This is a genomic window from Agreia bicolorata (assembly GCF_000938265.1).
GTDB classification, from domain to species: domain Bacteria; phylum Actinomycetota; class Actinomycetes; order Actinomycetales; family Microbacteriaceae; genus Agreia; species Agreia bicolorata.
This window is the reverse complement of sequence record NZ_JYFC01000004.1, coordinates 327057-351485: the sequence shown is the minus strand read 5'-3', so window position 1 is coordinate 351485 and position 24429 is coordinate 327057. Positions and strand designations below refer to the sequence as shown.

Below are 24429 nucleotides of genomic sequence, written 5' to 3'. Positions count from 1 at the left end.
TGTTCTGTCTCGTTGCTTTTCTGACAGTTCTGTCTCGGGACCTGCCTGACAGTTCTATGGTTTCTTGGACGATCAGTGGATGGCATATGACCCCGCCCGGACTGATCTTCGTTTGATCGTTGCGACCTGGCCTGCGGACGCTCCGCGGGGTGCCGTGACCCGCTTCTGCCGCGAGAACAGGGTGTCTCGGGAGTGGTTCTACGCGACGAGGAAACGGCTTCTCGAGGATCCTCTTCCGCAGGCATTGATGCCGCGATCCAGTAGACCGTCGAGTTCGCCGGGCAAAACATCGGCGCTGATCGAGTCGCTCGCGATCGAAGCGCGCGCCCGGCTGAAGTCAGCCGGTTGGGACTACGGCCCAATCTCGGTCGCGTTCGAGCTCGCGCGCCTCGGAATCGCACCCCCGTCCAGGTCGACACTGGCAAGGATCTTCACCCGAAACGGTCTCGTCACACCGCAACCGAAGAAGCGGCCGAAGTCGTCTTACATCCGGTTCCGATACGCAGCACCGAACGAGTGTTGGCAGATCGATGCGATGGACTGGACCCTCGCGAACGGAACCGTCATTGCTGTGTTTCAACTCAACGACGACCACTCTCGGCTTCAGATCGCGTCTCTCGCCGCCCGGTCAGAGAACGCTGAAGACGCCGTCCGAGTAGTGACCACTGGCATCGCTCGCCACGGTGTTCCGCAACGACTGCTCTCTGACAACGGAACAGCCCTGAACCCGTCCCGGCGTGGCTGGACTGGTGAGCTGACCGCGCTGATGCTCTCTCTCGGCGTCCAACCCATCACCTCCAGCGTTGGACACCCTCAAACGCAAGGGAAAAACGAGCGCGGGCACGCAACGCTGAAACAGTGGCTCCGAGCCCAATCCCGAGCCCTCGATCTCGTCGAGCTACAGGGCCAACTCGACAAATTCGACCAGCACTACAACGAGCACCGCCCGCACCAATCATTGGGCATGATGACCCCGCTCGCGTGCTACACCGCGACACCAAAAAGCCCCACACCGGCGCTACCGACATCACCCCACCCAGCAGCGCCGCAACACTTCGTTCGGACAGCAACCGCCGACGGAACCTTCCGCGTGGCCCGCATCAGAATCATGACGAGCAAAGCGCACGCCGGCCACACCTTCAACATCCTCCTCAGCCCACACACAATCCTGATCTTCGATCACCAGGGCACCCTCTTCGCCACCCACCCGAGACCTATCGACGGCAGCTACATCCCCAACGGCAAACCACGCGGCTTCCTGGCCACCCAAAAACCGTCAGACCCCACTGAGACATAAACCGTCAGGCACGTCCTGAGACATCACACCACCGAGATCTGCGCCGTCTCGACCTGCTCGAGCAGATCGACGTGAGCTCTCAAAAACCGCGAGAGGCCGATCGGGTCGGCTGCGCCCACAGCGACGACATGATCGGCCTGCCTCAGGGCTGCCAGCGTCGCCGCGTTGCGACGCGGCGCGAACATGTCACTCGCGATCTCTTCGTCGGTCTCGAGGTTGAAGCCTGTGTCGACAACGACATAGTCGACCCACTGGCGGCAGGTGCTGAGCACGCTCGTCACCCGATCCGCTCCGAGTTCGGGCCAACGGGAGGCCCGCCCGATTCCGCTCAGGATCCAAAACTCCGATCGAGGGGAGGCGTAGCGCGACGCGATCCGCTCCAACTCGGCAAGTGTCAGGCTGTCGCGCGATGCGAGACGGCAGGCGGCGGCGAACGACGGCGACTCGTCGAGCATGCCGAGACTGGGTGCCACGGCTCCCCCGTAGGTGTCGGCATCGACCAATGCGACGGTTCTGCCGCGGAACGCGAGTTCGGAGGCGAGCTGTATGGCCACGGTCGTTCGGCCCGGCGCACCGGCCGGCCCCCACACGGCGATCACGGTACCGGCACCTCGTTGCGCGGGGGCACCCAGAGAGACGGCGATCCCTCCACGCAACAGCACTTCTATGTCACTCCACGGACCACGCGCGTCGACGACCTCAAAGAGGCCGAGCGAGAGCGCGTATCGCCGTTCGGCATCGTCGCCGGCTACGGCCACGATGCGTACGCCCGCCTCATCGGCCTCAGCGAGCACTTCGAGGGTCAGGTGCCGCCGAGTCGCCGACACTACTACACCATCCACGGCGCACCCCCGCAGCACGTCGATCAGGTCGTGGGCCGAGCCGACGCGAGCGACGATGTCGTGGTCAGCAGAGCCGATCTCATGGATCAGCCGCTCGCCCGCCGTGTCGTCGAGACACGTGATGACCGACAGCACGCCGGTCACCGAGCCGCCAACGGTTCATCATCGGGAACGATCGCGAGAGCAGCACCGTTGGCCATCGCCTCGAGCACGGATGCCACCGATTCTCGCGGCACCCGCAACTCAACCTGCATCTCTGTGCCTGCTGCGACGATGCCGGTCGGTTTGATCACCGAGATGACCTCGGCTTCGGCCACAAGCACCACGGGGGCCGCGAAGGCGGTGCCCGAGTCGGAGGCGGCTGAGGCCCAGAGCGCGACCCGGGAGGATCGGTCGACGACAGAGGGAACGGGACCCGAGACTGTGACGACTACCTGCGCCTCGTCGCCCACACGAACCTCGCCCACGGAGCTTCTGGGTACGAGTTCGCCCTCATGGATGGGCCGGACCGCAACCACTCCGTCTGCAGGAATGTCGGCCGGCTCGAGGTAGTGGTCGACAGCGGATCCGAGTCGCACGTGCGCTACCGCGAGGTCATCGGCGGTGAACCGTTCTCCGGTATTGAGGGTGGCTGACGCAACATAGACGTCGGAGGTCTGATCGACCGTCGCCACCAGCCACGTGACCCCGAGCGCCGACACGACGACAAGCACGACGCCGATGACGAAGCGGGGATCGAAAACGAACGAGCGGTGGGCTCGGAGACGGGGAGCAGATCGGTCCATACGCACATGGTGCCAATGTTCGACGGATCGCGGGAAAGTTATCCACAGGCCCGCGCAGAGCCGAGGGACGGTTTCATAATTGAGAAATGAACGAACCCGATTCTCCTGATCGACTCGGTCGCTTCCTCACTCTCGCCGACACGGCCGAGGTGTTGAACGTCTCGGCGCGGCAGGTGTACTCCCTCGTTCGGTCAGGCGAATTGCCCGCCATCAAAGTGGGGGCAAGCGGGCATTGGCGCATCGAACGAGACGTCCTCGAGTCGTATATCGAGGCGATGTACGAAGAGAGTCGACGTCTCTCACTATGGAATCAATCCGATGCCGCGCCCCTGCCCGAACTCTCTGACGGGCGCATCATCAGGCGGTGATACTCGAACCGTCAGCGTTGAACCTTGAGCGTCACACGGTGAGCATCACAACACCGTCGAATGCGATCAGACGGTAGCCCACTACCTCGGCATCCCGCCGTGGAGATGCAGCCTCGTGCATTGCGAGGTCGAAGTGATCACGGCCCACTCGGTCGATGGTTCCGAAAAGAGACTCTGTCTGCAGCGTGACTTCGACCGTCGTTCTCCGACGGCAGAGATCGCGCAGCAGAAACGCCAGACCGAGCCTGTCGGTGATAGCGCCGCGCGCCTCCGGAGAGTGTGACTCGAGCGAGTGCCGGATCTGCCGTCTCGTCAGCGACAACCCCTGCACGGCGGCGAGCGGAACGATGCACTGCCTCAGCCGCTGCGTCTGGCCTGCCCCTGCAACGGGGCAAACGTCGGCAGCGAACCAGTCCTTGCCGATGGTCTTCACCCTTGCCGACACCGTGGTTCCTCCCATGAGAACGAATGCGATGGAGTAGTTCGCCCCACGGTCGGAGACGGCCACCATCTGACGAAGCCTGTCGCGCAACGACAGGCGGCCCAATCGAAGCCGCTCCTCTTCTTCGTGAAGGTCGTTCTCCTCGGCATTCAAGCCGTACTCGAGTTGGCTCTCGAGATCGGAGAACAGATTGTCCCATCGCATAGGAGGAACGGTAACGGGTCTTGGCTGCCGCGCGCGCGATCTATCCACAGGGCAGAAACGCTTGTAGACACCATGACTTGAAAGCTGGTTTAGTATCCAAATATCCCCCAAGTGGGGGTAAGAAACACAGCCGTTGCCACTGTGGCGCCCGCGTGCCGCAGCACCCTGCTCGCGCAGCTCTATTGCTCTCATTCGCCCGTATCGCCAGAGAAGACACCATGCAGAGTCACCTCACCGCACATGCGACCACCGGACCATCCGCCCCTCCCGTCCGCGCTGCACTGCACGCCGTACCGCCGATCACGTCTGACGTGGCGAAGCCCTCGACCGCCGAGCATCCCGAGTACTTTGATGCCCAGCCCACGTCGACGTCGTCGCTTCCGAATCCGGTACCCCTGATGGAGAATCTCGCTCGGTGCGTCCTCGAGGTACTCGCCGGAGCCCGTGACCTCGACCAGCTGTCGAGATGGGTAGCAGACGACGTGTATCGGCATCTGCTCAAACGCGTCGTGCTATCGGCACGGGCGCGTCAGGCACGCGGGGCTCCCGTCGGCCGACCGTCGTTTCGCATCGGCAACACGATCACCTGCGAACCGGCCGACGGAGTGGTGGAGGGCGTCGTCATCGTGCACGGCAAAGCGCGCACCCGAGCCGTCGCCATCCGCCTCGAAGGCCTCGACAAGCGCTGGCGCGCAAGCGCCATCAACGTTCTCTAACGAATCGGCCGACGAGCCGCTCCGTTCCCTGAGCTTGTCGAAGGGCGGCCCTTCGACAAGCTCAGGGAACGAGAAGGCCTACTTCTTCTTGCCCTGCTTGCGACGGTCTGCACGGTTGTTGGCAGCCGGCGCGTTGACGGGCCGCTTGGCCTGCGGGCCGGATGCGGGACGCTTCGCGCCCTGCTGACCGGATGCCGGAGCGGCCGCCGGGGCGGATGCTCCCCGAGAGAACGCCGACGCGACAGGAGCAGACTCCTCTTCGGCCTTCTTCGCCGCGCGGGCGGTCGCTGCCTGCTCGATCTGCCCCTTCTGGTTGCGCACCTCGACACCGCCGGAATCGCTCGGGGCCGAGTAGCTGAGCTTCTCGGTGGCGGTCGAGTCCTCAAGGCCCTTGGCCTGAACAACGGGAGCGTCGACTTCTCCGGCGGGAGTGTTGACCTGAACGTCGAGGTTGAAGAGGAAGCCCACGGTCTCTTCGCGGATCTGGCCCATCATCGACTGGAACAGAGCGAAGCCCTCGCGCTGGTACTCGACCAGCGGGTCGCGCTGTGCCATGGCACGCAGGCCGATGCCGTCTTTCAGGTAGTCCATCTCGTAGAGGTGGTCGCGCCAGCGGCGGTCGATGACCGAAAGCACCACGCGGCGTTCGAGCTCGCGCATCGCCGTCTCGCCCAGCGTCTCTTCACGCTTCTTGTACGCCAGCTGCGCGTCGGAGAGGATCTCGCGTCGCACGAACGCACTGTCGATGCGGCCCTTGCTTCCGCCGGCCTCTGCCACGACCTCGTCGATGGTGATCGACACGGGGTAGAGCGTCTTGAGCTCGGTCCAGAGCGCATCGAAATCCCAGTCGTCGCCGGTGCCGGAGCCCGCGTGGGTGTCGATGACGTCATCGACGACGTCGACGAGGAACTTCTGCGCCCGCTCTTCGAGGTCTTCGCCCTCGAGAATGTGGCGACGGTCGGAGTAGATGGCCTCGCGCTGACGGTTCAGCACGTCGTCGTACTTCAGAACGTTCTTGCGGATCTCCGCGTTGCGCCCCTCGACCTGCGACTGGGCGCTGCGGATGGCTCGCGACACCACCTTCGACTCGATCGCCAGGTCATCGGGAACGTTGCTGCGACCCATGAGGCTTTCGGCCGCACCCGCATTGAACAGGCGCATCAGGTCGTCGGTGAGCGACAGGTAGAAACGGCTCTCGCCCGGGTCTCCCTGACGACCGGAGCGACCCCGCAGCTGATTGTCGATTCGGCGTGACTCGTGGCGCTCGGTTCCGAGAACGTAGAGACCGCCAGCCTCGACGACCTTGTCAGCCTCCTCCTGCACATCGGCCTTGACCTTGGCGAACACCTCGTCCCACTCGGCCTCGTACTCCTCAGGAGTGTCGACCGGGCTCAGGCCGCGTGAGTTCATCTCGGCGACCGCAAGGAACTCGGCGTTTCCGCCGAGCATCACGTCTGTTCCACGACCGGCCATATTGGTGGCGACGGTGACTGACCCCAGTCGACCGGCCTGAGCCACAATGGCGGCCTCACGCGCGTGATTCTTGGCGTTCAGTACCTCGTGCCTGATGCCCTTCTTGGCGAGCAGTCGCGACAGGTACTCGCTCTTCTCGACGCTCGTGGTTCCGACGAGAACAGGCTGGCCCTTCTCGTGACGCGCGACGATGTCTTCGACGACCTGATCGAACTTCGCCTGCTCGTTCTTGTAGACGAGGTCGGACTGGTCGATGCGCTGCATCTTGCGGTTCGTGGGAATCGCGACAACACCGAGCTTGTAGGTCGACATGAACTCGGCAGCCTCGGTCTCGGCGGTACCGGTCATGCCCGACAGCTTGTCGTAGAGGCGGAAGTAGTTCTGCAGCGTCACCGTGGCGAGGGTCTGGTTCTCGGCCTTGACCGCCACACCCTCTTTGGCCTCGATCGCCTGGTGGATGCCCTCGTTGTAGCGGCGCCCGGCAAGAATACGACCCGTGTGCTCGTCGACGATGAGAACCTCACCGTTGAGCACCACATAGTCTTTGTCTTTCTTGAACAGCGCGCGGGCCTTGATGGCGTTGTTGAGGAACGAGATCAGTGGCGTGTTAGCCGACTCGTAGAGATTGTCGATGCCGAGGTAGTCTTCGACCTTCTCGATGCCCGGTTCGAGAATTCCGACGGTGCGCTTCTTCTCGTCGACCTCGTAGTCCTCATCGATGACGAGGCGCGTCGAGATGCCCGCGAACTCTGTGAACCAGCGGTTGGCCTCGCCCGACGCGGGGCCGGAAATGATGAGCGGGGTGCGCGCCTCGTCGATCAGGATCGAGTCGACCTCGTCGACGATGGCGAAGTTGTGGCCGCGCTGAACCATGTCACTGGCCTGCCATGCCATGTTGTCGCGCAGGTAGTCGAAGCCGAACTCATTGTTCGTTCCGTACGTGATGTCGGCCTCATACTGAACGCGCCGTTCGGCGGGCGTCTGCCCCGACAGAATCACACCCGTGGTCATTCCCAGGGCACGGAAGACACGACCCATGAGCTCCGACTGGTAACTCGCGAGGTAGTCGTTGACCGTGACGACATGCACACCCTTGCTGGTGAGCGCGTTGAGATACGCGGGCAGCGTCGCAACTAGAGTCTTTCCTTCACCCGTCTTCATCTCAGCGATGTTGCCGAGGTGGAGCGCGGCGCCACCCATGAGCTGCACGTCGAAGTGACGCAGGCCGAGCGTTCGGCGTGCGGCCTCCCGAACTGCCGCGAATGCCTCGGGGAGCAGGTGATCGAGACTCTCGCCGTCTTCATAACGCTTGCGCAGCGCGGGTGTTTCGTCTTTCAACTCCTCGTCAGTGAGGTCTTTGAACCCGTCTTCGAGTGCGTTGATCGCCTTCGCGTAGCTCTCGAGCTTGCGAAGAATGCGACCTTCACCGACACGAAGAACCTTTTCAAGAACTGAAGCCACCGAGAGTCTCCTACTGCTGATATTGCGGCGCATTTGGCCGACAATCCCAGCAATTCTAGCCTGCCTTGCCTGTACGCCACCGGAATCGCCCCTGAATCTGCGCCCGACACGACGAAGGCCCGACCCTGTGCAGGGTCGAGCCTCGTCAGCGCACGCTACGCCAGGTGGTTCATCGTGCGGATGCGCCGGCTGCGGCTGCCGTCACGACGGCGCTATCGGCGTCGGTCGGGTTGTCGTCGAGTCCGATGACCCCGTACTCCCAACCCTTTCGGCGGTAGACCACGCTGGGTCGGTGGCTCTCTGCATCGATGAACAAATAGAAGTCGTGGCCCACGAGTTCCATGAAATAGAGCGCGTCGTCGACCGTCATCGGAGCCGCGGGGAACACCTTCTCGCGAATGACGACTGGCGAGTACTCGGTGTCGTCGTCTTCGGAGTAGCTCGGCGTGTGCGGCTCTTCGGTCCGTGGCACCACAGCGCCTGTGCTGTCGACACTGTTGAGAACATCGACGTCGGCGGGCGTGATGTCGATGACGGAGAAGCCACCCGTCGATGCCTCACGCAACGAAACCGGGCGATGCTTTCCCCGATGCACCTTCTTGCGATCTTTGGCACGACGCACACGCTCCATCAACTTGGCGAGCGCGAGGTCGAAGGCCGCGTACTTGTCGCTCGCGGCGCTTTCAGCTCGAACGATGGGTCCAGGACCGATCAGCGTCAGTTCGACCCGGTCGTCTCCCGGCGACCCCGTAGCCGAATTGTGCCGGCAGAGTTTCACCTCGAGCGCGAGCGCCTTGTCGGCGAGATGCTCGATCTTCTCGGCCTTCTCCGTCGCGTAATCCCGAAATCGATCGGTGATTCCTAGGTTTCGTCCGGTGATGTTGATTTCCAAGGCGATCTCTCCTAGTCCAAGACGCGGCGCCCGAGTCGAGGGCGATTGGATTCCGCGCCTTTTCCCCCACCGTAGACCTGCCAGCTGACTAAGTCACCGTGCAATTCACTGTTTGTTCTCTTGACTTTTGCTGTATGCGCGAGAGCTGCCGCTCCCCACACCACGGCTCCCCCTTCCTCCGCCGCACGACGGCACTCGAGCAGGGTCGCACCCGTCGTCACGACGTCGTCGATGAGCAGCAGATGGCGCCCCTCGAGCCGGCGCGAGACCGCCCCCACAGAGCCCGAGAGATTGCTCCACCTCTCGTCGGCGCCGAGGGATGCCTGGTCGCGCGGCGTGCGCCGGTAACGGAGGCCGGTGGCTCGGCGAGGCTGCGGTCCGGCCCACCGCAGAAGAGATTCGACCGGGTTGTAGCCGCGAGTCCTGAAGGCCGCACGAGACGAGGGAACGACGAGGGTTTCGAGACGCGCCCCGACGGGCAGGCGCGGCTCGATCGCCTCGAGAGCGCGCATCACGGCTACGCCGAGCAACCGACCGAGCGGCCGCGCGCCGTCGAGCCGCCCGGCCTCTTTGAGCGCGTGCAGAACCTCTTTGGGCACGCCGTCGTAGCCGACGGTGAACCAGAGAGGCAGACCGTGTGCGCCCGCCGCACCTGAGGCGGGCACCTCGAGCAGATGGTGCTCGGCGTGGTCCGGCACCACGAGCGCCGCACGGCAGTCGGCACAGATACCCCGGTCGGCCGTGCCACACCCTGCGCACTCCACGGGCAGAAGCACGGCGAGACCGTCGAGTATCGCCTCGGAGACGGCACCACGCGTATCCATCGTTCGATCATGCTCTGATCGGCTGCCGCTGCAGCCACAGCGTGCCGATCTGTGCAGAACCCGCCCGTGATGCTGCGACGAGGACAGGACTCAGTACTGGGTCGCGAGGACCGCGACGTCGGCGGCCCTCACCTGCCATGTGTTGGCACTCTGCTGCAGGATATTGCCGTCGGAAGACAGGACTCGCAGGCCCACGACGTCGTTCGATCCCACGATCGAGGCGACCTTCGAGGCATCGGCCAGCTGAGTGGTCGTGCCGCCGATCTGCTGCTGCACGATCGCGTTGTCGCCCGACGGGGTGAGAGTGACCGACGCGACCGACAGGGAGTCGACCCACGTCGCATCCACCGCCGTACCCGAGCCCTCAGCCAGGTCGACCGGCTCGCCGAGCCCCGTGGGCGTGCCGTCTTTGTCGCGCAAGACCGAGGCGACCACGAGGCGGGGCTTGCCATCCATCATGAGGAACGCGAGAACCCTCGCACCATCACGCGACACGTCGAGCGACACGATCTGAGCCGCGCCGTCCCACGTTGCGGTGAAGCTCGAGGGCGTGCGACCCGCCGCCGACACGCGAATATCGAGCGGAGAGCCGCTGGGAACCGTCCACACAAAGCCGTCGGGATCGATGCTCGGCGCGATGAGCGCGGCTCGGTCGTCGACGATGCCGGGCGTGGATGCGGGAGCGACGGCATACACGCCGGCGGCCGTGCCGACCGCGGCCAGTTGCAGGCCCGGCACGGAATCCGAGAACGCGATCGACGTCGCATCCAACGACGCGACGTCGTCGCTGATGCCCTCGATGGGCGTCAGTGAACTGCCCGTGAAGAACCCGAACTGCCCTGAGCGCAGCACCAGTGCACGGCTGTCGACACGCGGCGTTGTGACGGGCCCGGTGTCGCTCGAGGTGGCGAGGGGAACCTCGGTCGAATCCACGGTCATGCGCACGGTCGACACCCCGCTGAGCGCGAGCAGGCTGGAACGCAGTTGCACATGCATCCGCTCGAGGGTTGCGGCGCTCGAGTCGAGAACGGGGCCCGACAGGTCGACGGATGCCACACCGGCGTCGACGGGAACGCTCGTCACGCCCGTGCCCTCCGGGAACGCCGTGACCACAGCGCCGCCAAGCCATGCCGACGGCCCAGTGATGAGCGCCCGCGCGATGCGGGTGCCCGTGTTGGATGCCACGCGCGGGAACCAGCGCACGTCGGGCACCAGACGTTGGTAGCTGGGATCGAAGAAATAGAGCGGGTACGAGTTGTAGACCTCGGCGAACTCGCTCGAGAGCATCACGATGCCGTCGGGAGCCGTATTGATGCGCCACTGGCCGTTCTCCTGCACGAAGGTGTAGTTGCGAGTCACGGGGGCGGCTGAAGGGACTGTGCTGTACTCGCCGTTCGAGTCGACCGTGGCGATCGGGCTGACCTTCAGGTCGATCGAAGTCTCAGAGGTCACCTGAGTGCTGCGCCCGCTCTGATCGATCGTGACGCCGGCGTCGGGCTTCCATTGGTCGGCGAAGTTCTTGCTGAGGAACGACCTCGCGACATCGAAATTGTTCAGAGGGTTCAACGCGGCTCGGATGAATCCTCGAAGGATGTCCTCCTGACTTTCGTCGACCGCCGGACCAGAGGGCTGGAAGATGATGTCGATCTCGTCCGACGTCGCGAGCACATCGCCTTTCTCCACCGGGCCGGAACTCGGGATGCCGACGCAGCCGGCAAGCAGCAGCACGGTCAGCGATGCCATCGCGGCGACGAGGGCTCGTGATCGAAAACGCATCATGGTTTGTCTCCGTTGAAGGCCTGTTCATCGAAGGCGTTGTGCGTCTGCGCTTCTCCGGCAGCGTCGAGCGGCGGCAGCGGCAGCGGCGAGACGCCGATCGGCCTTCCCTTGATACGGGGCAGCGTGAGCCGGAAGCAGGAGCCGGCGCCCGGTTCACTCCACAACGTCAACTCTCCGCCGTGCAGGGTCGCATCTTCGAGAGAGATCGCCAGGCCCAGGCCGGTGCCCCCGATGGTTCGCTTGCGCGATGGATCGGCCCGCCAGAACCGGTCGAACACGCGCGAGGCAGCCTCAGGGGTCATCCCTATCCCGTAGTCGCGCACCGCGAGCGCGACGGCCGTGGCCGTGCTGTCGATGGACACAACAATCGGGCGCCCCTCTCCGTGCTCGATCGCGTTGCCCAGAAGATTGCGCACGATGCGCCGGATGCGCCGGGGGTCGATATCGGCTTCGAAGTAGCCGCCGAGCGCGACGAGACGCAGCTCGCTTCCCGCCTGCAGTGCCAGCTGACTCATCTCGTCGATGGAGTCCTCGACGAGATGCACGAGGCTGGCGGGTTCGGTCTCGAGCTCGGCAGATCCCGCGTCGAACCGGCTGATCTCGAGCAGATCGCTGAGCAACAGCTCGAAGCGCTCCGTCTGCGTGTGCAGCAGCTCTGCGGTGCGCGAGGTCGCGGGTGGAAACGACTCCCGCTGGTCGTACAGCACATCGCCGGCGAGCCGAATGGTGGTGAGAGGCGTGCGCAACTCGTGCGAGACATCCGAGACGAACCGCTGCTGCACGCGTGAGAGATCGGCCAGCTGGGTGATCTGCGACTGGATGCTGTCGGCCATGCCGTTGAAGGATCTCGCCAGCGTGGTGATCACGTCGTCGCCCTTCTCAGGGATGCGCACCTCGAGTTCGCCGGCCGCGAGCTTGGCGCTCGTCTCGGCGGCAACGCGGATGGGCTCGACCACGAGTCGCACCACGACCCTGGCGATCACGCCGATCAATAGGCTGAGGGCGAGGGCCGCGATCCAGAGGATCTGCTGCACGAAGACAAGGGTGCGGTCGGCCTCGGCGAGGTCGTAGCCGAGGTAGAGCTCGAATTCGCCGGCCCCTGGAACGAAGAGCGGTGTGCCCACCACGATGCCCGGCACCGCAGCGCTCTGTCCGTCGCGAAGAGAGACGGATTGCCAGTACTGAGTCTGGTCATCACTGCCCGACGCGACCTGCCGGCGAAGTTCCGGCGTGATGACGTCGACGAGCTTGAGCGCACTGAACGAGATCGCCGTGTTGGGGCCCGTCTCGGTGCCCGGCGTCACATAGAGCGCCACCAGCCGCGATGACGTCGACGCGGTGATGGCATTCTGCACAGAACTCTGCAGTGACAGGCTCGCGGCTTGTCCCGTCACATCGGACGAGTCGAAGATGGTCTGCGCCGCCGTCGCCGCGCGCTTCGACTCGACCAGCACCTGATCGAGTCGCGAGTTGAAGAGGTCGTTACTGATGCTCGTCGACACGAAGGCTCCCGTGGCAGACAGGGCGACCGCCGAAAGCGCGACCGTGATCACGATCGTGCGGAACTGCAGGGAGCCGCGCCAGCCGCGCGCGATCTGCCGAGGCCAGGTGCGCCACTCGCGCACGATGGTGGGCCCGATTCGGCTCGTGCGACGCCCCTCGACGGTGGCGATGCTGTCGGTCGACACAGCCTGCTACGAGACCTGACCCGCCCGGTAGCCGACGCCACGAACGGTCATCACGATGCGCGGATTGTCGGGATCTTCTTCGACCTTGGCGCGGAGTCTCTGCACGTGCACGTTCACCAGGCGGGTGTCGGCCTTGTAGTGGTAGCCCCAGACCTGCTCGAGCAGCATCTCACGGGTGAAGACCTGCTGAGGCTTGGCGGCGAGAGCATGCAGAAGATCGAATTCGAGCGGGGTGAGACCGATGCGTGCGTCGCCCCGACGCACCTCGTGGCCGGCGACATCGAGTTCGAGGTCGCCCACCTGCAGCAACTCGGGCGAACCGGCGGCACTCGGCCGCAGGCGGGTTCGGATGCGTGCCACCAGCTCTTTGGGATTGAACGGCTTGACCACGTAGTCGTCGGCGCCTGCCTCGAGGCCCTTCACCACGTCGGTGGTGTCGGCCTTCGCGGTGAGCATGATCACGGGTATACCGGATTCAGCGCGGATCAGGCGGCAGACCGCGATGCCGTCGAGGCCAGGCAGCATGAGGTCGAGGAGCACCAGATCCGGCTTCGACTCGCGGAAGATGCCCAGTGCCTCTGCCCCGTCTGCGCAGAACACCGGCTCGAATCCTTCGGCACGCAGAACGATGCCGATCATCTCAGCCAGGGCGGTGTCATCGTCGACGACCAGTATGCGAGCATCCATGCGGTAAAGATTAGTCGAGGCGGGCGCATTCGCCTCACAGCAGACTGCGGGCAGGCGCGGTATATGGAAGCATGGGCGTACGTGACATGCCGGGGGACACCGATTACGACGATGAAGGATCACCGGTGAGCGACAGCCAGAATCCATACGGGGGAATCCCCCAGGCCTCATTCGGCCCGCCGTCGGCCGGCTATCCGCATATGCCGCCGCCTGCTCCCGCCGGCTGGGCACCCCCTCCTCGGCCAGGCCTGCTGCCGTTGCGCCCGCTCAGTTTCGGAATGCTGCTCGGCGCGCCGTTCCAGGTGCTTCGGCGAAATCCCGCTGCCACCTTCGGCAGCGCGCTGATCACGCAACTCGCCACGTCGCTCGTCACCGTCTTCGTCGTCGGCGGTGCCGGAATTCTGGCATTCAACCGCATCGACAGCGCCCTCCCCGAAGATCGTGACGCGGTCACTGCCGGGGCCTGGGCGACCGTGATCCTCGCCAGCCTCATACCGGTCGCTCTGTCGATCCTCAGCTCGGCGCTGCTGCAGGGTGTGCTCGTCGTCGAGGTGGCCCGCGGCACTCTGGGCGAGAAGAATCGCATGGGCGTGCTCTGGAGGGCCGCCGGGCGGCGGCTCTGGCCTCTCGTCGCCTGGTTTGCCGTGCTGCTGGGTGTGATCGTCATCGCCGTCGCAGCGGTCGTCGGTCTCGCCGTGCTCATCGGCGTCGTCGGCAGTACGGCGATCGGCGACGCCGCCATCGGCGTCGCGATCGGCGTCGGAGTGCTGGGCGCGCTCGTGCTCACCGCATCCGGCATCTGGCTGGGAACCAAGACCGCGCTCGTGCCCTCGATCATTGTGCTCGAGCGGCGGGGAATGCTCTCGTCGATCAGGCGGTCGTGGAGTCTCACCAACGGCTCGTTCTGGAAGACCTTCGGAGTTCTCGCCCTTATCAGCGTGATTCTCTCGTTCGCCTCGCAGATCATCACAACGCCGGTGTCGTTCATCGGTGGACTCGCAACCGGGTTCCTCTTTCCCACCGGCGGATCAGAGGACTCGGCCTCGTTCATCGCGGTGACGATCGTGACCTATGGGCTCACCCTCATCATCAGCCTTGTTCTGGGCGCCGTCACCGCCGTCGTGCAGTCGTCGGCCGTGGCTGTCATCTACATCGATCTCCGGATGCGCCGCGAGGGCCTCGATCTCGATCTGATGCGCTACGTCGAGGCGCGGCACACCGGAGGGGCCCACGACGTTCCGGATCCGTATCTCGTGTCGTCTCAGAGAAACGGCTGACCTCTCCCCTCTTATGCTCTCGATCTTCGCTCTGCCCGTGCTGTTCGTCACCGACGTTCCCGTCGATCCCGATGCTCCAGCTGCGCGAAAACTGCTGCTCGACGAGCTCGCGAAACCCGAGTACGCGGCGGCAAAGCCCACCCTCATCGACCGCATAGCCCAGGCCATCCAAGACTGGCTCGGTTCCTTCCGCGCCCCGGAGGACGGTTCGGTTCCCGACCTGTTTCCGCTCGTCGTGACCGTTCTCATCATCGGACTCATCGTTGCGGCGTTCTTCGTGTTCGGGCGGCCGCGCCTGCGGCGCAAAAGCCAGGCGGCAGGCGCGCTCTTCTCCGACGCCGACGACCCGCGCACATCGACCCAGCTGCGCGCATCCGCGCACGCAGCCGCCGCGGCGGGCGATTTCGTGACGGCTATCGAAGAAATGTTCCGTGCCGTCGCACGACAGCTTGCCGAACGCACGGCGGTCTCCGTCACCCCCGGAACGACCGCTCAGGAGTTCGCTGCCCGCGCCGCTCGGGCCTTCCCTGAGCACGGCGATCGTCTGGCACGGGGAGCCCGTGCATTCGACGGCGTGCGCTACCTCGACCAACCAGGCACCAGGGAGGGCTTCGACGAGATCGCCGCGCTCGACAGAGACATCAGCTCAGCGAGACCGTCTCGACTCGAGCGGGTCGCCGATCAGGGAGCAACGCTGTGAGCGCGCCGCCGGTCGAGCGTGGCACGGCCCCTCGCGCGGAGGCCACCACACCCACGCTCCGCGGCACGGCCAGACGCTGGCGGTTCTGGCTCATTCTCGCTGCGGTCGCGGTGGTCGGCCTGCTCGTCGTGGCCGTTGCATCCGGAACCGGCGGCGGCAGCCGTGCGCCGTATTCGATCACGAACACCGCGCCCGAGGGCAGCAAAGCCCTGGCCGAGGTGCTGCGTCAGCAGAGTGTCGACGTCATTCAGGCCGACACGCTCGACGAGGCGCGTGCTGCGGTGAAGGCGGCTCCCGGCGCGACCCTCGCCTTTGCCGACCCCGGCGGCTACCTGTCCGACGAACGGCTGGACGAGGCCGCCGAGCTCGCCGACCGGGTCGTGCTGTTTCTCCCAGGGTTCAACGAACTGCGCGCCTTCGCGCCCGGAGTCTCCGCGGCCGGCGCACCTCGCGAGATCGACGGCGTCGATGCCGGATGCTCCCTGCCGGCCGCCGTGCGCGCGGGCACCATCATCGGTGGCGGACGCTCGTACCGCGCGGCGGTCGACAGCGGCGCCGAACTCTGCTTCCGCAGCTCCGATGACGCATACTACGTCGTGCGCACCGAGACTCCGAACGGCACAGTCACCGTTCTCGGCGCGACCGATGTACTGAGCAATAGAGGCATCACCGGAGCAGGGAACGCGGCGCTCGCGCTCAGCCTCCTGGGCGAAGACGACACCCTCGTCTGGTACGTGCCCACGGCATACGATGTCGAGGCCGACGGGCCGGCAGACATCGCGTCTCTCACTCCCGACTGGGTGACCCCCGTGCTCCTTCTCACCGTCTTCACCTTCCTCGCCGCCGCCATCTGGCGAGGGCGCAGACTCGGCGCGCTGGTGGTCGAGAATCTTCCGGTCACCGTGCGTTCGCGCGAGACCATGGAGGGCCGCGCACGCCTCTACGCCCGGGCCGGCGCCCACACCCACGCACTCGACTCGCTGCGCATCGGCACGATCACCCGGCTGTCGTCCATTCTGGGTCTTCCGCGCAATGCCACGGTCGACGAGGTGATCACCTCGGTCGCCGCAGTTCTGCCCGCCAGGCCGCTCAGCGACATCCAATCGGTTCTTGTTGCGGCTGTGCCATCGAATGAGGCCGACCTCGTCTCATACTCCGACCGTCTTCTCGAGCTCGAGAGCGCCGTAACCCGGGCGGTCCGTCCATGACCGTGTCACCCTTCCTCCTGCCCGTGTCCCCACCGAAAGGCCGACCATGACAGACCAGCCAGAACAGACTCCCGACCAGCTCCGTGAGGCTTTGGGACGCGTGCGCACCGAGGTGGCCAAGGCCGTCGTCGGCCAAGACGGCGCAGTGACCGGTCTCATCGTCGCGCTCCTGGCGAAGGGTCACGTGCTGTTGGAGGGCGTTCCCGGTGTTGCCAAGACGCTGCTCGTGCGCTCGCTGAGCCACGCGTTCTCGCTCGACACGACCCGCGTGCAGTTCACCCCCGATCTCATGCCCGGAGATGTAACTGGATCGCTCGTCTACGACGCGAAGTCGGGCGACTTCGAGTTCCGCGAGGGCCCCGTTTTCACGAACATCCTGCTCGCCGACGAGATCAACCGCACACCTCCCAAGACGCAGTCGGCTCTGCTCGAAGCCATGGAGGAGCGGCAGGTGAGCGTCGACGGGCTCAGCCGCCCGCTGCCCGACCCGTTCCTTGTGGCCGCGACGATGAACCCCATCGAGTACGAGGGCACCTATACACTGCCCGAAGCGCAGCTCGACCGGTTTATGCTCAAGCTCGTTCTCGACCTGCCGCCGCGCGATACCGAGATCGCCGTGCTTCAACGGCACGCCGCCGGATTCAACCCGCGAGACCTGACCGGGGCCGGCATGACGGCCGTGCTCGGAGCATCCGAACTGCGCCAGGCCCAGGCCTCGGCCGCCGCCGTCGGCGCGAGTCCGGATGTGCTCGCCTATGTCGTCGATCTTGCCCGCGCAACAAGGCAGAGTCCGTCGGTGAAGCTCGGCGTCAGCCCCCGCGGAAGCACGGCTCTTCTCGCTTCGGCAAAGGCGTGGGCCTGGCTCAACGGCTCCCCTGCCATCACCCCCGACCACGTGCAGGCGATGGTGCTCCCTGTTCTCCGCCACCGCATCCAGTTGCGCCCCGAGGCCGAACTCGAAGGTGTCTCGGTCGACTCGATCCTGCGTTCGATTCTCAGCCAGGTGCAGGTTCCCATCTGATGACCGGGCGAAAGCACCTTCTCTGATGGCTGTCTCGGGTCGCTTCGTACTGCTTGTCGCCCTGGGCGTGGTTCCCGTGGTTCTTCTCGGCGAGGCATACCGCCAGGCCGAACTCACCCTTGTGTTGTGGCTGCTGCTGAGCGTGTTGATCGGCATCGTCGACCTCATTCTGGCGGCCTCCCCGCGCCGCCTCGTGATCGAAAGGGTGCTGCCGAATCGCGTACGTCTCGGCGAAACGGTGTCGAGCGAGCTCTTCATTACGAACGAGAACCGCAGAGCGCTGCGCGGCCTCGTTCGAGACGCGTGGCAGCCGTCGGCCGGTGCGGCGGCCACGCGTCAATCCGTCACGGTGCCCTCGTACGAACGCCGGATGCTGCGCACCACACTCACACCGTTCCGTCGCGGTGACCGCCGCACGGCCGGCATCACCGTGAGGAGCTTCGGGCCGCTCGGGCTCTGGGCCAGGCAGGCGACGCTCGCGAGCCCGGGGCGCATCCGGGTTCTTCCTCCGTTCAACTCCCGCAAGCATCTGCCCTCGCGCCTCGCACGACTGCGAGAGCTCGACGGCGCGACCAGCGTGCAGATCAGGGGCCAAGGAACCGAGTTCGACAGCCTGCGCGAGTACGTACGCGGCGACGACGTGCGTTCCATCGATTGGCGAGCCACCGCTCGGCAAGGGGATGCCCGGGCCGGGCACGAGCAGAAACTCATGATTCGCACGTGGCGGCCGGAGCGCGATCGGCGCATCGTGATCGTGATCGACACCGGACGAACCCAGGCCGCGCGAATCGACGACGAGCCGCGCATCGACACGTCGATCGAGGCATCGCTGCTGCTCGCGGCCCTCGCGACGCGGGCCGGCGACCGTATCGATCTGATCGCGTGGGACCGCCGCATCCGGGGTCGCGTCACGGGAGCGAGCGGCGGCGAGCTGCTGAATCGAATGGTCGACACGATGGCCACCGTCGATCCTGAACTACTCGAGACCGACTGGTCGTCGATGGCAGCGCAGGTTCGGGCAGTCACGAATCAGCGGGCGCTCGTGGTGCTGCTGACGACGATCGACACTCCTGCGTCGGCGAGCGGTCTGCTGAGCGTGCTACCGCAACTGGCTCAGCGCCACACGGTTCTGGTGGCGGCCGTCTCCGACCCCGAGATTCTGCGAGCGGTCTCAGAACGTGGCGACCGCGACGAAACCTATCGCGCAGCCTCTGCGGAACGCTCGCTGCTCGATATGGCGCGGGTCACTGCGGCCATCACACGACTCGGCGGCGACGTAGTGACGGGCTCGCCCTCTGCTCTGCCGCCGATGCTCGCCGACCGCTACCTGGCGCTAAAGGCGGCCGGTCGCCTCTGACCCGCGGCTGCGCTCATCCATCCGTCGCGACATGTCCTCATTCGCGGTGTTGGGAGCATCTGGCGACGGATGGATGCGCCAGTGCGGGTCCCTGTGGATGAATTCAGCGGACCCCGCTGCCACTCGGGCACCATGTTGGGGTGAAATCCCCTGAGCCCCTGCCACCGCAGCTTGCCGGACGCGCATTCAGTGTTCGTGAGTCGGACGCCGCAGGAATAAGACGTGGACGCCTGCGAGGTCGCGATCTCAGAATCGCGCACCGAGGGGTTCGAGTGCCGGTGGACGCAGAGTACACCGAGCAGCTCGAGCGCTCGGCCTTCATGTCACGATGGCGCCCCGGACAAGCCTTCTCGCATCTGACAGCAGCGCGGGTCTGGGGAATCCCCCTGCCTACGACCTTCAGCAGGCGTGAGGGTGTGCATGTGTCGGTCAGAGCACCGATCGCGCGGCCTCGGGGGTCCGGGGTGACCGGACATCAGCTCACCGATCCGTTCGCCTCGGCGGTCATGCGCTTCGGTGTACCCGTCGTCGACGCCGCTACGACGTGGTGCCACTTGGCGGCTTCACTGACGCACGATGACCTCGTCGCTGCCGCCGATCACCTGGTGCTGACACCAGCGAAGCAGCGTGCCGATGACCGTCGCCCCTACGTCACCACCGAGCAGTTGCGCGCACGCGTCGACAGCTATCACGGCCCCGGGGCTCGGGCCGCGCGCAAGGCACTTGCGGATGTGCGAGACGGTGCCGAATCGAGACGCGAAACCCTGCTTCGTCTCATCCTCCAACGGGCTGGGCTACCCGAGCCAGAGCTCAACGTCAACGTCTACGACGACGAAGGCCGGTGGATAGGGCGCTTCGATCAAGTGCACCGTCAGTGGATGGTCATCGTCGAGTACGACGGTGAGCAGCATCGACTCGACGATAGACAGTACGACCGCGACGAGATCAAGATCGAGGACGCGATCCAGGCCGGCTGGAATGTCGTGCGCATCAGAAAAGGGGCGATGCTCGCGGGCGGCAAGACTGCGATCGCGCGGGCAGAGCGCGCACTCCGCGCGGGCGGGTGGCATCCCTGAGAGGCACGACTCTCATCCATCCGTCGCGGGATGTCCTCATTCGCGACGTTACGAGCATCAACTGACGAATGGATGCCGGCGCACGCGCCGGTCAGCCCGCTACGAGCTGCTTCGCCCCGGACTCGAACTCGTCGAGGTCGCCCGTCTGGCCCGCCCGCACTGCGGCTCGCCCCACGATGAGCATGTACGCGAGGAATGCCGCCAGGGCGAGAGCGCCGATGCCGATCTTCACAGCCCACGGCCACGGTTGAGGAGTCACGAAGCCCTCGATGACTCCGGAAATGAAGAGCACGATCACGAGACCCAGCGCCACTGTGAAGAGCGCGCGGCCGTCTTCTGCGAGCGCCTGCGACCGAGTGCGCGCTCCTGGCGCGATCCACGCCCAGAAGATGCGCAGGCCCGCGGCACCGGCGACGAAGATGGCCGTGAGCTCGAGAAGACCGTGCGGCATGATGTAGAGGAAGAACGTGTCGCCCTGGCCGTAGTGAAACAGCACGGCGGCGCTGAGTCCGAGGTTCTGAGCGTTCGACATGATGAGCACGGGCACGTAGAAGCCGGTGATGCCGAACGCGATGCACTGCGCCGCGAGCCAAGCATTGTTGGTCCATACCTGCCCGGTGAACGACGCCGCGGGATTCTCGGAATAGTAGTTGACGAAGTCCTCGTCGGCGAGTTTCTTCAGCTCGGCATCGGATCCGAGGTTGGCAAGCACCTGCGGATCGTTCGACACCCACAGCGCGTACAGCGCGGCCACCCCGACTGTGACGACCGCGAGCACAAGCGTCAGCCACCGGATGCGATAGAGCGCGGCCGGTAACTGGAACACGAAGAAGGCGGGAATCTGCCGGAGCACATTGACGCCGGCCCCGGTGAATCGGAGTCGGGCTCGCGAGAGGAACAGCGATAGCTGGGCGCCCTGCGCGGTCGATCCAACGGTGGTCTTGATGGCCGACAGATCTGATGCACCGGCCTGATAACGCTCGATGAGCTCGTCCGCGTCGGTACCTGACAGCACTCGACTCTTGCTCAGAGCGTCGAGTCTGGCCCACTCGTCGCGGTGGGCTGCAGTGTAGGCGTCAAGATCCATCTGCTTGAATTGTATTCATGACGGATCCCCGTGTCGCCTCCCCGGTCGCAGGATTCGCCGATCCGCTCGCAGATGCCTTCACCGACGACGAGTTGCTGATCGGCGAAGCGGTCGCGCTCGATGTGCGCCCTGCCGGGTTCATTCTTCGCGCCGGAGGCGGCGCAATCGACTTCATCATTTCGGTGGCCATCCTGATCGTGCTGATGCTGGGAATCGGCGCACTCGGTCAAAGCGGCGTCATCGACGAGGCGCTCCTCGCCGCCTTGAGCGTCTCGGCACTCGTGCTGTGCTTCGCCGTCGTGCCGATCACACTCGAAGTGGTCTTGAAGGGCCGCTCTGTCGGCAAGCTCGCCGTCGGCGCGCGCATCGTGCGAGACGACGGCGGCGCCATCTCGATCAGACACTCCGTGATTCGAGGGCTGGTCGGCGTGCTCGAGATCTACATGACCCTGGGCGCGATCGCCGTGGTCACGGCCCTGCTCAACGGCAAATCGAAGAGGCTCGGCGATCTTCTCGCCGGAACGTACAGCCAGCACGAGCGGGTACCTACGCCGGTCAGCCACGCTCGCGGCGTTCCCGTCATGCTCCAGGCGTGGGCCGATGTCGCCGATGTCGCACGGATGCCCGACCGGCTCGGCAACAGAGTGACCCAGTTCCTTGTTCAGGCGCCGCGCATGGCGCCGGCGACCCGAGAGCGCATCGCCGCAGAACTCGCCGCAGAGGTCACACCGTTCGTCTCGCCCATTCCGCAGGTGCACCCCGCGCTCTTCCTGTCGGGCGTCGCGGCTGTTCGCCGCGATCGCGAATATGCGGCGCTTGAGCTTCAGAAAGCAGCGCTCAGCGGGCTCGACCCGATCCTGCAGAGCCTGCCGCACGGGTTTCCTCGACGCTAGTCACGCCACCTCGCGGCCTCAGTACCGGTAGTGGTCGACCTTGTACGGGCCCTCCACGGGAACGCCGATGTAGGCCGCCTGTCGAGGCGTGAGTTCGGTGAGCTCAACGCCCAGAGCATCGAGGTGCAAGCGCGCGACCTTCTCGTCGAGGTGCTTCGGCAGCACGTAGACGCCGATCGGGTAGCGCTCGTTGAAGGCGTAGAGCTCGATCTGAGCGAGCACCTGGTTGGTGAACGAGTTGCTCATCACGAAGCTCGGGTGGCCGGTGGCGTTGCCCAGGTTCATAAGACGTCCCTCTGACAGGACGAGAACGCTGCGGCCCGTGGGCAGGCGCCACTCGTGTACCTGCGGCTTGATCTCGACCTTGACGGCACCTTCGAGCTTCTCGAGCCCCGCCATATCGATCTCATTGTCGAAGTGGCCGACGTTGGCGATGATCGCCAGGTGCTTGAGCCCGAGGATGTGCTCGACCGTGACCACGTTCTCGTTTCCGGTGCCGGTCACGATGATGTCGACATCGCCGATCACGCTCTCGAGTCGCGCGACCTGGTAGCCGTCCATCGCGGCCTGCAGCGCACAGATTGGGTCGACCTCACTCACGATGACGCGGGCGCCCTGCCCGCGAAGGGCCTCGGCCGCTCCCTTGCCCACGTCGCCGTAGCCGACCACGAACACGACCTTGCCGCCGATGAGAACGTCTGTCGCGCGGTTCAGGCCATCCGGAAGCGAGTGGCGGATGCCGTACTTGTTGTCGAACTTGCTCTTCGTGACGGAGTCGTTCACGTTGATCGCGGGAAACAGCAGCTCACCGGCGGACGCCAGCTCGTAGAGTCGGTGCACACCCGTGGTGGTCTCTTCAGACACGCCCTGGATGTCGGCAGCGATGCGAGTCCAGCGATCGGTCGACGACGCAAGCGAGCGACGCAGAAGGTCGAGAACGACTCCGTACTCGTCGCTGTCTGAGGGCTGGCCAGCGGGCACAGCCCCGTCGAGCTCGAACTGCCGACCCTTGTGAACGAGCATCGTGGCGTCTCCGCCGTCGTCGAGGATCATGTTCGGTCCGATGAAGTCGGCCCCCTCTGCTGCGGCTTCGGCAGACCAGTCAAAGGCCTGCTCCGTGCACCACCAGTATTCCTCGAGGGTCTCGCCCTTCCAGGCGAAGACCGGCACGCCCGCCGGGGCGTCGGGTGTTCCCGTGGCCCCGACCACGATGGCAGCTGCCGCCTCGTCTTGAGTGGAGAAGATGTTGCAGCTGACCCAACGTACGCGGGCGCCCAAGGCGGTGAGGGTCTCGATCAGCACGGCCGTCTGCACGGTCATGTGCAGCGAGCCCATGATGCGAGCCCCAGCCAGAGGCTGAGACTCGGCAAACTCCTCACGCAGCGACATGAGCCCGGGCATCTCGTTCTCGGCAAGGCGGATCTGGTGACGACCGGCCTCAGCAAGCGTCAGGTCGGCGACCTTGAAGGGCAGAGTGGTCACCGGAGCAGCAGCAGAAGTCATGCTCCCATTGTAAAGAGGTACCGCTGCACGAGTGCCCGGGCTGTGCGTGCCTACTGGCTGAATTGAACGTGGCGCATGACTTGCCACCCCTGCGGTGCTTTGAGGCGTTCTGAGTGACGCGTGCACAGGTCATAGCTGTGCGGTTCGTGACTGAGGCTCAGCGGGCCCAGAACCGCAAGAGAATCGGCGTACACATACGTGAGAGTGGCGACCGCCTCATCGGGGCACGCTACTCGGGAACACGGTCGATTCGTCATCACCCTTCACCGTACGCCTGCCTCGCCCGCGGAGCCGTGAGGCTCTGTCGTGTGTCGCGCGGGGCACGAGGCTTCGACGGGTTCTGCCGCGCAGGGCCGCAGAGAATAGACTCTCGCCATGGCTCGCTCACGTCGCATCGCCCCGGCCTCGTCTCGAGGATCCGGTCGCAACCGGCACGGCAGGGGTCTTCGCTCGGCTGTCACGGGCCCGCACCTGCCCATGATGAACACGCGCATCGACTTCTTCGACACGACTGTCGCATCGACCGCCGAATACCTGCGCAGCGTCTGGCCGAACGAACTCGCCGATGCGGTCTTCGAGATCGGTGCGCTCCCTTACGGTGCGAACGGCAAGCCCGGAACCGCGGACACCGGGGTGGAGCGATGGCGCGTACTGGGCGACCGCATCATTCTCTACCGCGTACCGATCGAGCGTCTGGCTCACCTGCATCGTGACGACGAGGCGCACCGGCGCATGCTGATCGAGAGCTGCGTCTTTCGAGCGGTGGCCGAATACCTCGGCAAAGATCCGTGGGATCTTGCGCCCGAGGGCTTTCGCCACTTCTGACGACGCGTCTGCCGAACCCCTCGA

Annotated in this window: 23 protein-coding genes; 11 read left to right on the top strand and 12 right to left on the bottom strand. The window is 65.3% G+C overall.

Annotated features, from left to right (window positions below; all coding sequences use genetic code 11):
* The first annotated feature begins 79 nt into the window (after positions 1–79).
* Complete coding sequence (locus TZ00_RS11785; RefSeq protein ID WP_044441548.1) at positions 80–1297, top strand: IS481 family transposase; 1218 nt, start codon at positions 80–82, stop codon at positions 1295–1297.
* Positions 1298–1320: 23 nt separating this feature from the next.
* Here TZ00_RS11785 and TZ00_RS11780 read toward each other — a convergent pair whose 3' ends face one another.
* Together TZ00_RS11780 and TZ00_RS11775 are read right to left on the bottom strand one after the other, a co-directional pair.
* On the bottom strand, positions 1321–2283 hold the full coding sequence (locus tag TZ00_RS11780; protein WP_052521519.1) for a CpaE/TadZ family protein: 963 nt from the start codon (positions 2281–2283) through the stop codon (positions 1321–1323).
* Positions 2280–2924 carry an SAF domain-containing protein gene (locus TZ00_RS11775; RefSeq protein ID WP_044441890.1) on the bottom strand — a complete coding sequence of 215 codons (645 nt, stop codon included), beginning with the start codon at positions 2922–2924 and terminating at the stop codon, positions 2280–2282. The genes TZ00_RS11780 and TZ00_RS11775 overlap by 4 nt, the downstream gene beginning before the upstream one ends.
* An 86-nt stretch (positions 2925–3010) precedes the next feature.
* On the opposite strand from TZ00_RS11775, the gene TZ00_RS11770 reads away from it, so the two are divergent.
* A complete protein-coding gene (locus TZ00_RS11770; protein ID WP_044441888.1) occupies positions 3011–3292 on the top strand; it encodes a helix-turn-helix domain-containing protein in 282 nt (93 codons plus the stop codon).
* Positions 3293–3323: 31 nt separating this feature from the next.
* Here the strand turns inward: TZ00_RS11770 and TZ00_RS11765 are convergent, their stop codons facing one another.
* Positions 3324–3938, bottom strand: a complete 615-nt coding sequence (locus tag TZ00_RS11765) for a hypothetical protein (protein WP_044441886.1) — start codon at positions 3936–3938, stop codon at positions 3324–3326.
* A gap of 218 nt (positions 3939–4156) precedes the next feature.
* Here TZ00_RS11765 and TZ00_RS11760 point away from each other — a divergent pair, with 218 nt between their 5' ends.
* Positions 4157–4654: an Rv3235 family protein gene (locus tag TZ00_RS11760; protein WP_238579668.1), complete on the top strand. Its 498-nt coding sequence runs from the start codon at positions 4157–4159 to the stop codon at positions 4652–4654.
* A gap of 78 nt (positions 4655–4732) precedes the next feature.
* Here TZ00_RS11760 and secA read toward each other — a convergent pair whose 3' ends face one another.
* The 6 genes from secA to mtrA form a co-directional block, all read right to left on the bottom strand.
* Positions 4733–7588 carry a preprotein translocase subunit SecA gene (secA, locus tag TZ00_RS11755; protein ID WP_044441884.1) on the bottom strand — a complete coding sequence of 952 codons (2856 nt, stop codon included), beginning with the start codon at positions 7586–7588 and terminating at the stop codon, positions 4733–4735.
* A gap of 169 nt (positions 7589–7757) precedes the next feature.
* Positions 7758–8480 carry a ribosome hibernation-promoting factor, HPF/YfiA family gene (gene hpf, locus TZ00_RS11750; RefSeq protein ID WP_044441883.1) on the bottom strand — a complete coding sequence of 241 codons (723 nt, stop codon included), beginning with the start codon at positions 8478–8480 and terminating at the stop codon, positions 7758–7760.
* Between the two features lie 11 nt (positions 8481–8491).
* Positions 8492–9304 carry a ComF family protein gene (locus tag TZ00_RS11745; RefSeq protein ID WP_052521518.1) on the bottom strand — a complete coding sequence of 271 codons (813 nt, stop codon included), beginning with the start codon at positions 9302–9304 and terminating at the stop codon, positions 8492–8494.
* Between the two features lie 90 nt (positions 9305–9394).
* Positions 9395–11083: an LpqB family beta-propeller domain-containing protein gene (locus tag TZ00_RS11740; RefSeq protein WP_044441882.1), complete on the bottom strand. Its 1689-nt coding sequence runs from the start codon at positions 11081–11083 to the stop codon at positions 9395–9397.
* Positions 11080–12771, bottom strand: coding sequence for an MtrAB system histidine kinase MtrB (gene mtrB, locus TZ00_RS11735; protein WP_238579667.1), 1692 nt, complete (start codon positions 12769–12771; stop codon positions 11080–11082). Before mtrB ends, TZ00_RS11740 begins: the two co-directional genes overlap by 4 nt.
* 6 nt (positions 12772–12777) lie before the next feature.
* Positions 12778–13458, bottom strand: coding sequence for an MtrAB system response regulator MtrA (gene mtrA, locus TZ00_RS11730; RefSeq protein WP_044441880.1), 681 nt, complete (start codon positions 13456–13458; stop codon positions 12778–12780).
* A gap of 125 nt (positions 13459–13583) precedes the next feature.
* On the opposite strand from mtrA, the gene TZ00_RS11725 reads away from it, so the two are divergent.
* From TZ00_RS11725 to TZ00_RS11700, 6 genes are all read left to right on the top strand, one after another.
* Positions 13584–14735: a DUF7544 domain-containing protein gene (locus TZ00_RS11725; RefSeq protein WP_139368667.1), complete on the top strand. Its 1152-nt coding sequence runs from the start codon at positions 13584–13586 to the stop codon at positions 14733–14735.
* Between the two features lie 13 nt (positions 14736–14748).
* Positions 14749–15435, top strand: coding sequence for a DUF4129 domain-containing protein (locus tag TZ00_RS11720; RefSeq protein WP_044441878.1), 687 nt, complete (start codon positions 14749–14751; stop codon positions 15433–15435).
* A complete protein-coding gene (locus tag TZ00_RS11715; RefSeq protein WP_044441877.1) occupies positions 15432–16643 on the top strand; it encodes a DUF4350 domain-containing protein in 1212 nt (403 codons plus the stop codon). Before TZ00_RS11720 ends, TZ00_RS11715 begins: the two co-directional genes overlap by 4 nt.
* A 46-nt stretch (positions 16644–16689) precedes the next feature.
* Entirely contained in the window at positions 16690–17664 is a 975-nt protein-coding gene (locus TZ00_RS11710; RefSeq protein WP_044441875.1) for an AAA family ATPase, read from the top strand.
* Between the two features lie 25 nt (positions 17665–17689).
* Entirely contained in the window at positions 17690–19021 is a 1332-nt protein-coding gene (locus TZ00_RS11705; RefSeq protein WP_044441873.1) for a DUF58 domain-containing protein, read from the top strand.
* 272 nt (positions 19022–19293) lie between these two features.
* A complete protein-coding gene (locus TZ00_RS11700; protein ID WP_152631179.1) occupies positions 19294–20097 on the top strand; it encodes a hypothetical protein in 804 nt (267 codons plus the stop codon).
* Between the two features lie 91 nt (positions 20098–20188).
* Here the strand turns inward: TZ00_RS11700 and TZ00_RS11695 are convergent, their stop codons facing one another.
* Positions 20189–21184, bottom strand: coding sequence for a stage II sporulation protein M (locus TZ00_RS11695; RefSeq protein ID WP_044441872.1), 996 nt, complete (start codon positions 21182–21184; stop codon positions 20189–20191).
* A 17-nt stretch (positions 21185–21201) separates the two neighbouring features.
* Between TZ00_RS11695 and TZ00_RS11690 the strand changes: the two genes are divergently transcribed.
* Complete coding sequence (locus tag TZ00_RS11690; RefSeq protein ID WP_084606066.1) at positions 21202–22077, top strand: RDD family protein; 876 nt, start codon at positions 21202–21204, stop codon at positions 22075–22077.
* An 18-nt stretch (positions 22078–22095) separates the two neighbouring features.
* Here TZ00_RS11690 and ahcY read toward each other — a convergent pair whose 3' ends face one another.
* A complete protein-coding gene (gene ahcY / locus TZ00_RS11685) occupies positions 22096–23580 on the bottom strand; it encodes an adenosylhomocysteinase (RefSeq protein WP_044441871.1) in 1485 nt (494 codons plus the stop codon).
* Between the two features lie 50 nt (positions 23581–23630).
* Entirely contained in the window at positions 23631–23837 is a 207-nt protein-coding gene (locus tag TZ00_RS19325) for a DUF3499 family protein (protein ID WP_078714138.1), read from the bottom strand.
* 118 nt (positions 23838–23955) lie between these two features.
* Between TZ00_RS19325 and TZ00_RS11680 the strand changes: the two genes are divergently transcribed.
* Positions 23956–24405 (top strand): metallopeptidase family protein, encoded by a 450-nt coding sequence (locus TZ00_RS11680; RefSeq protein WP_044441869.1) that lies wholly within the window; start codon positions 23956–23958, stop codon positions 24403–24405.
* Positions 24406–24429 lie beyond the last annotated feature (24 nt).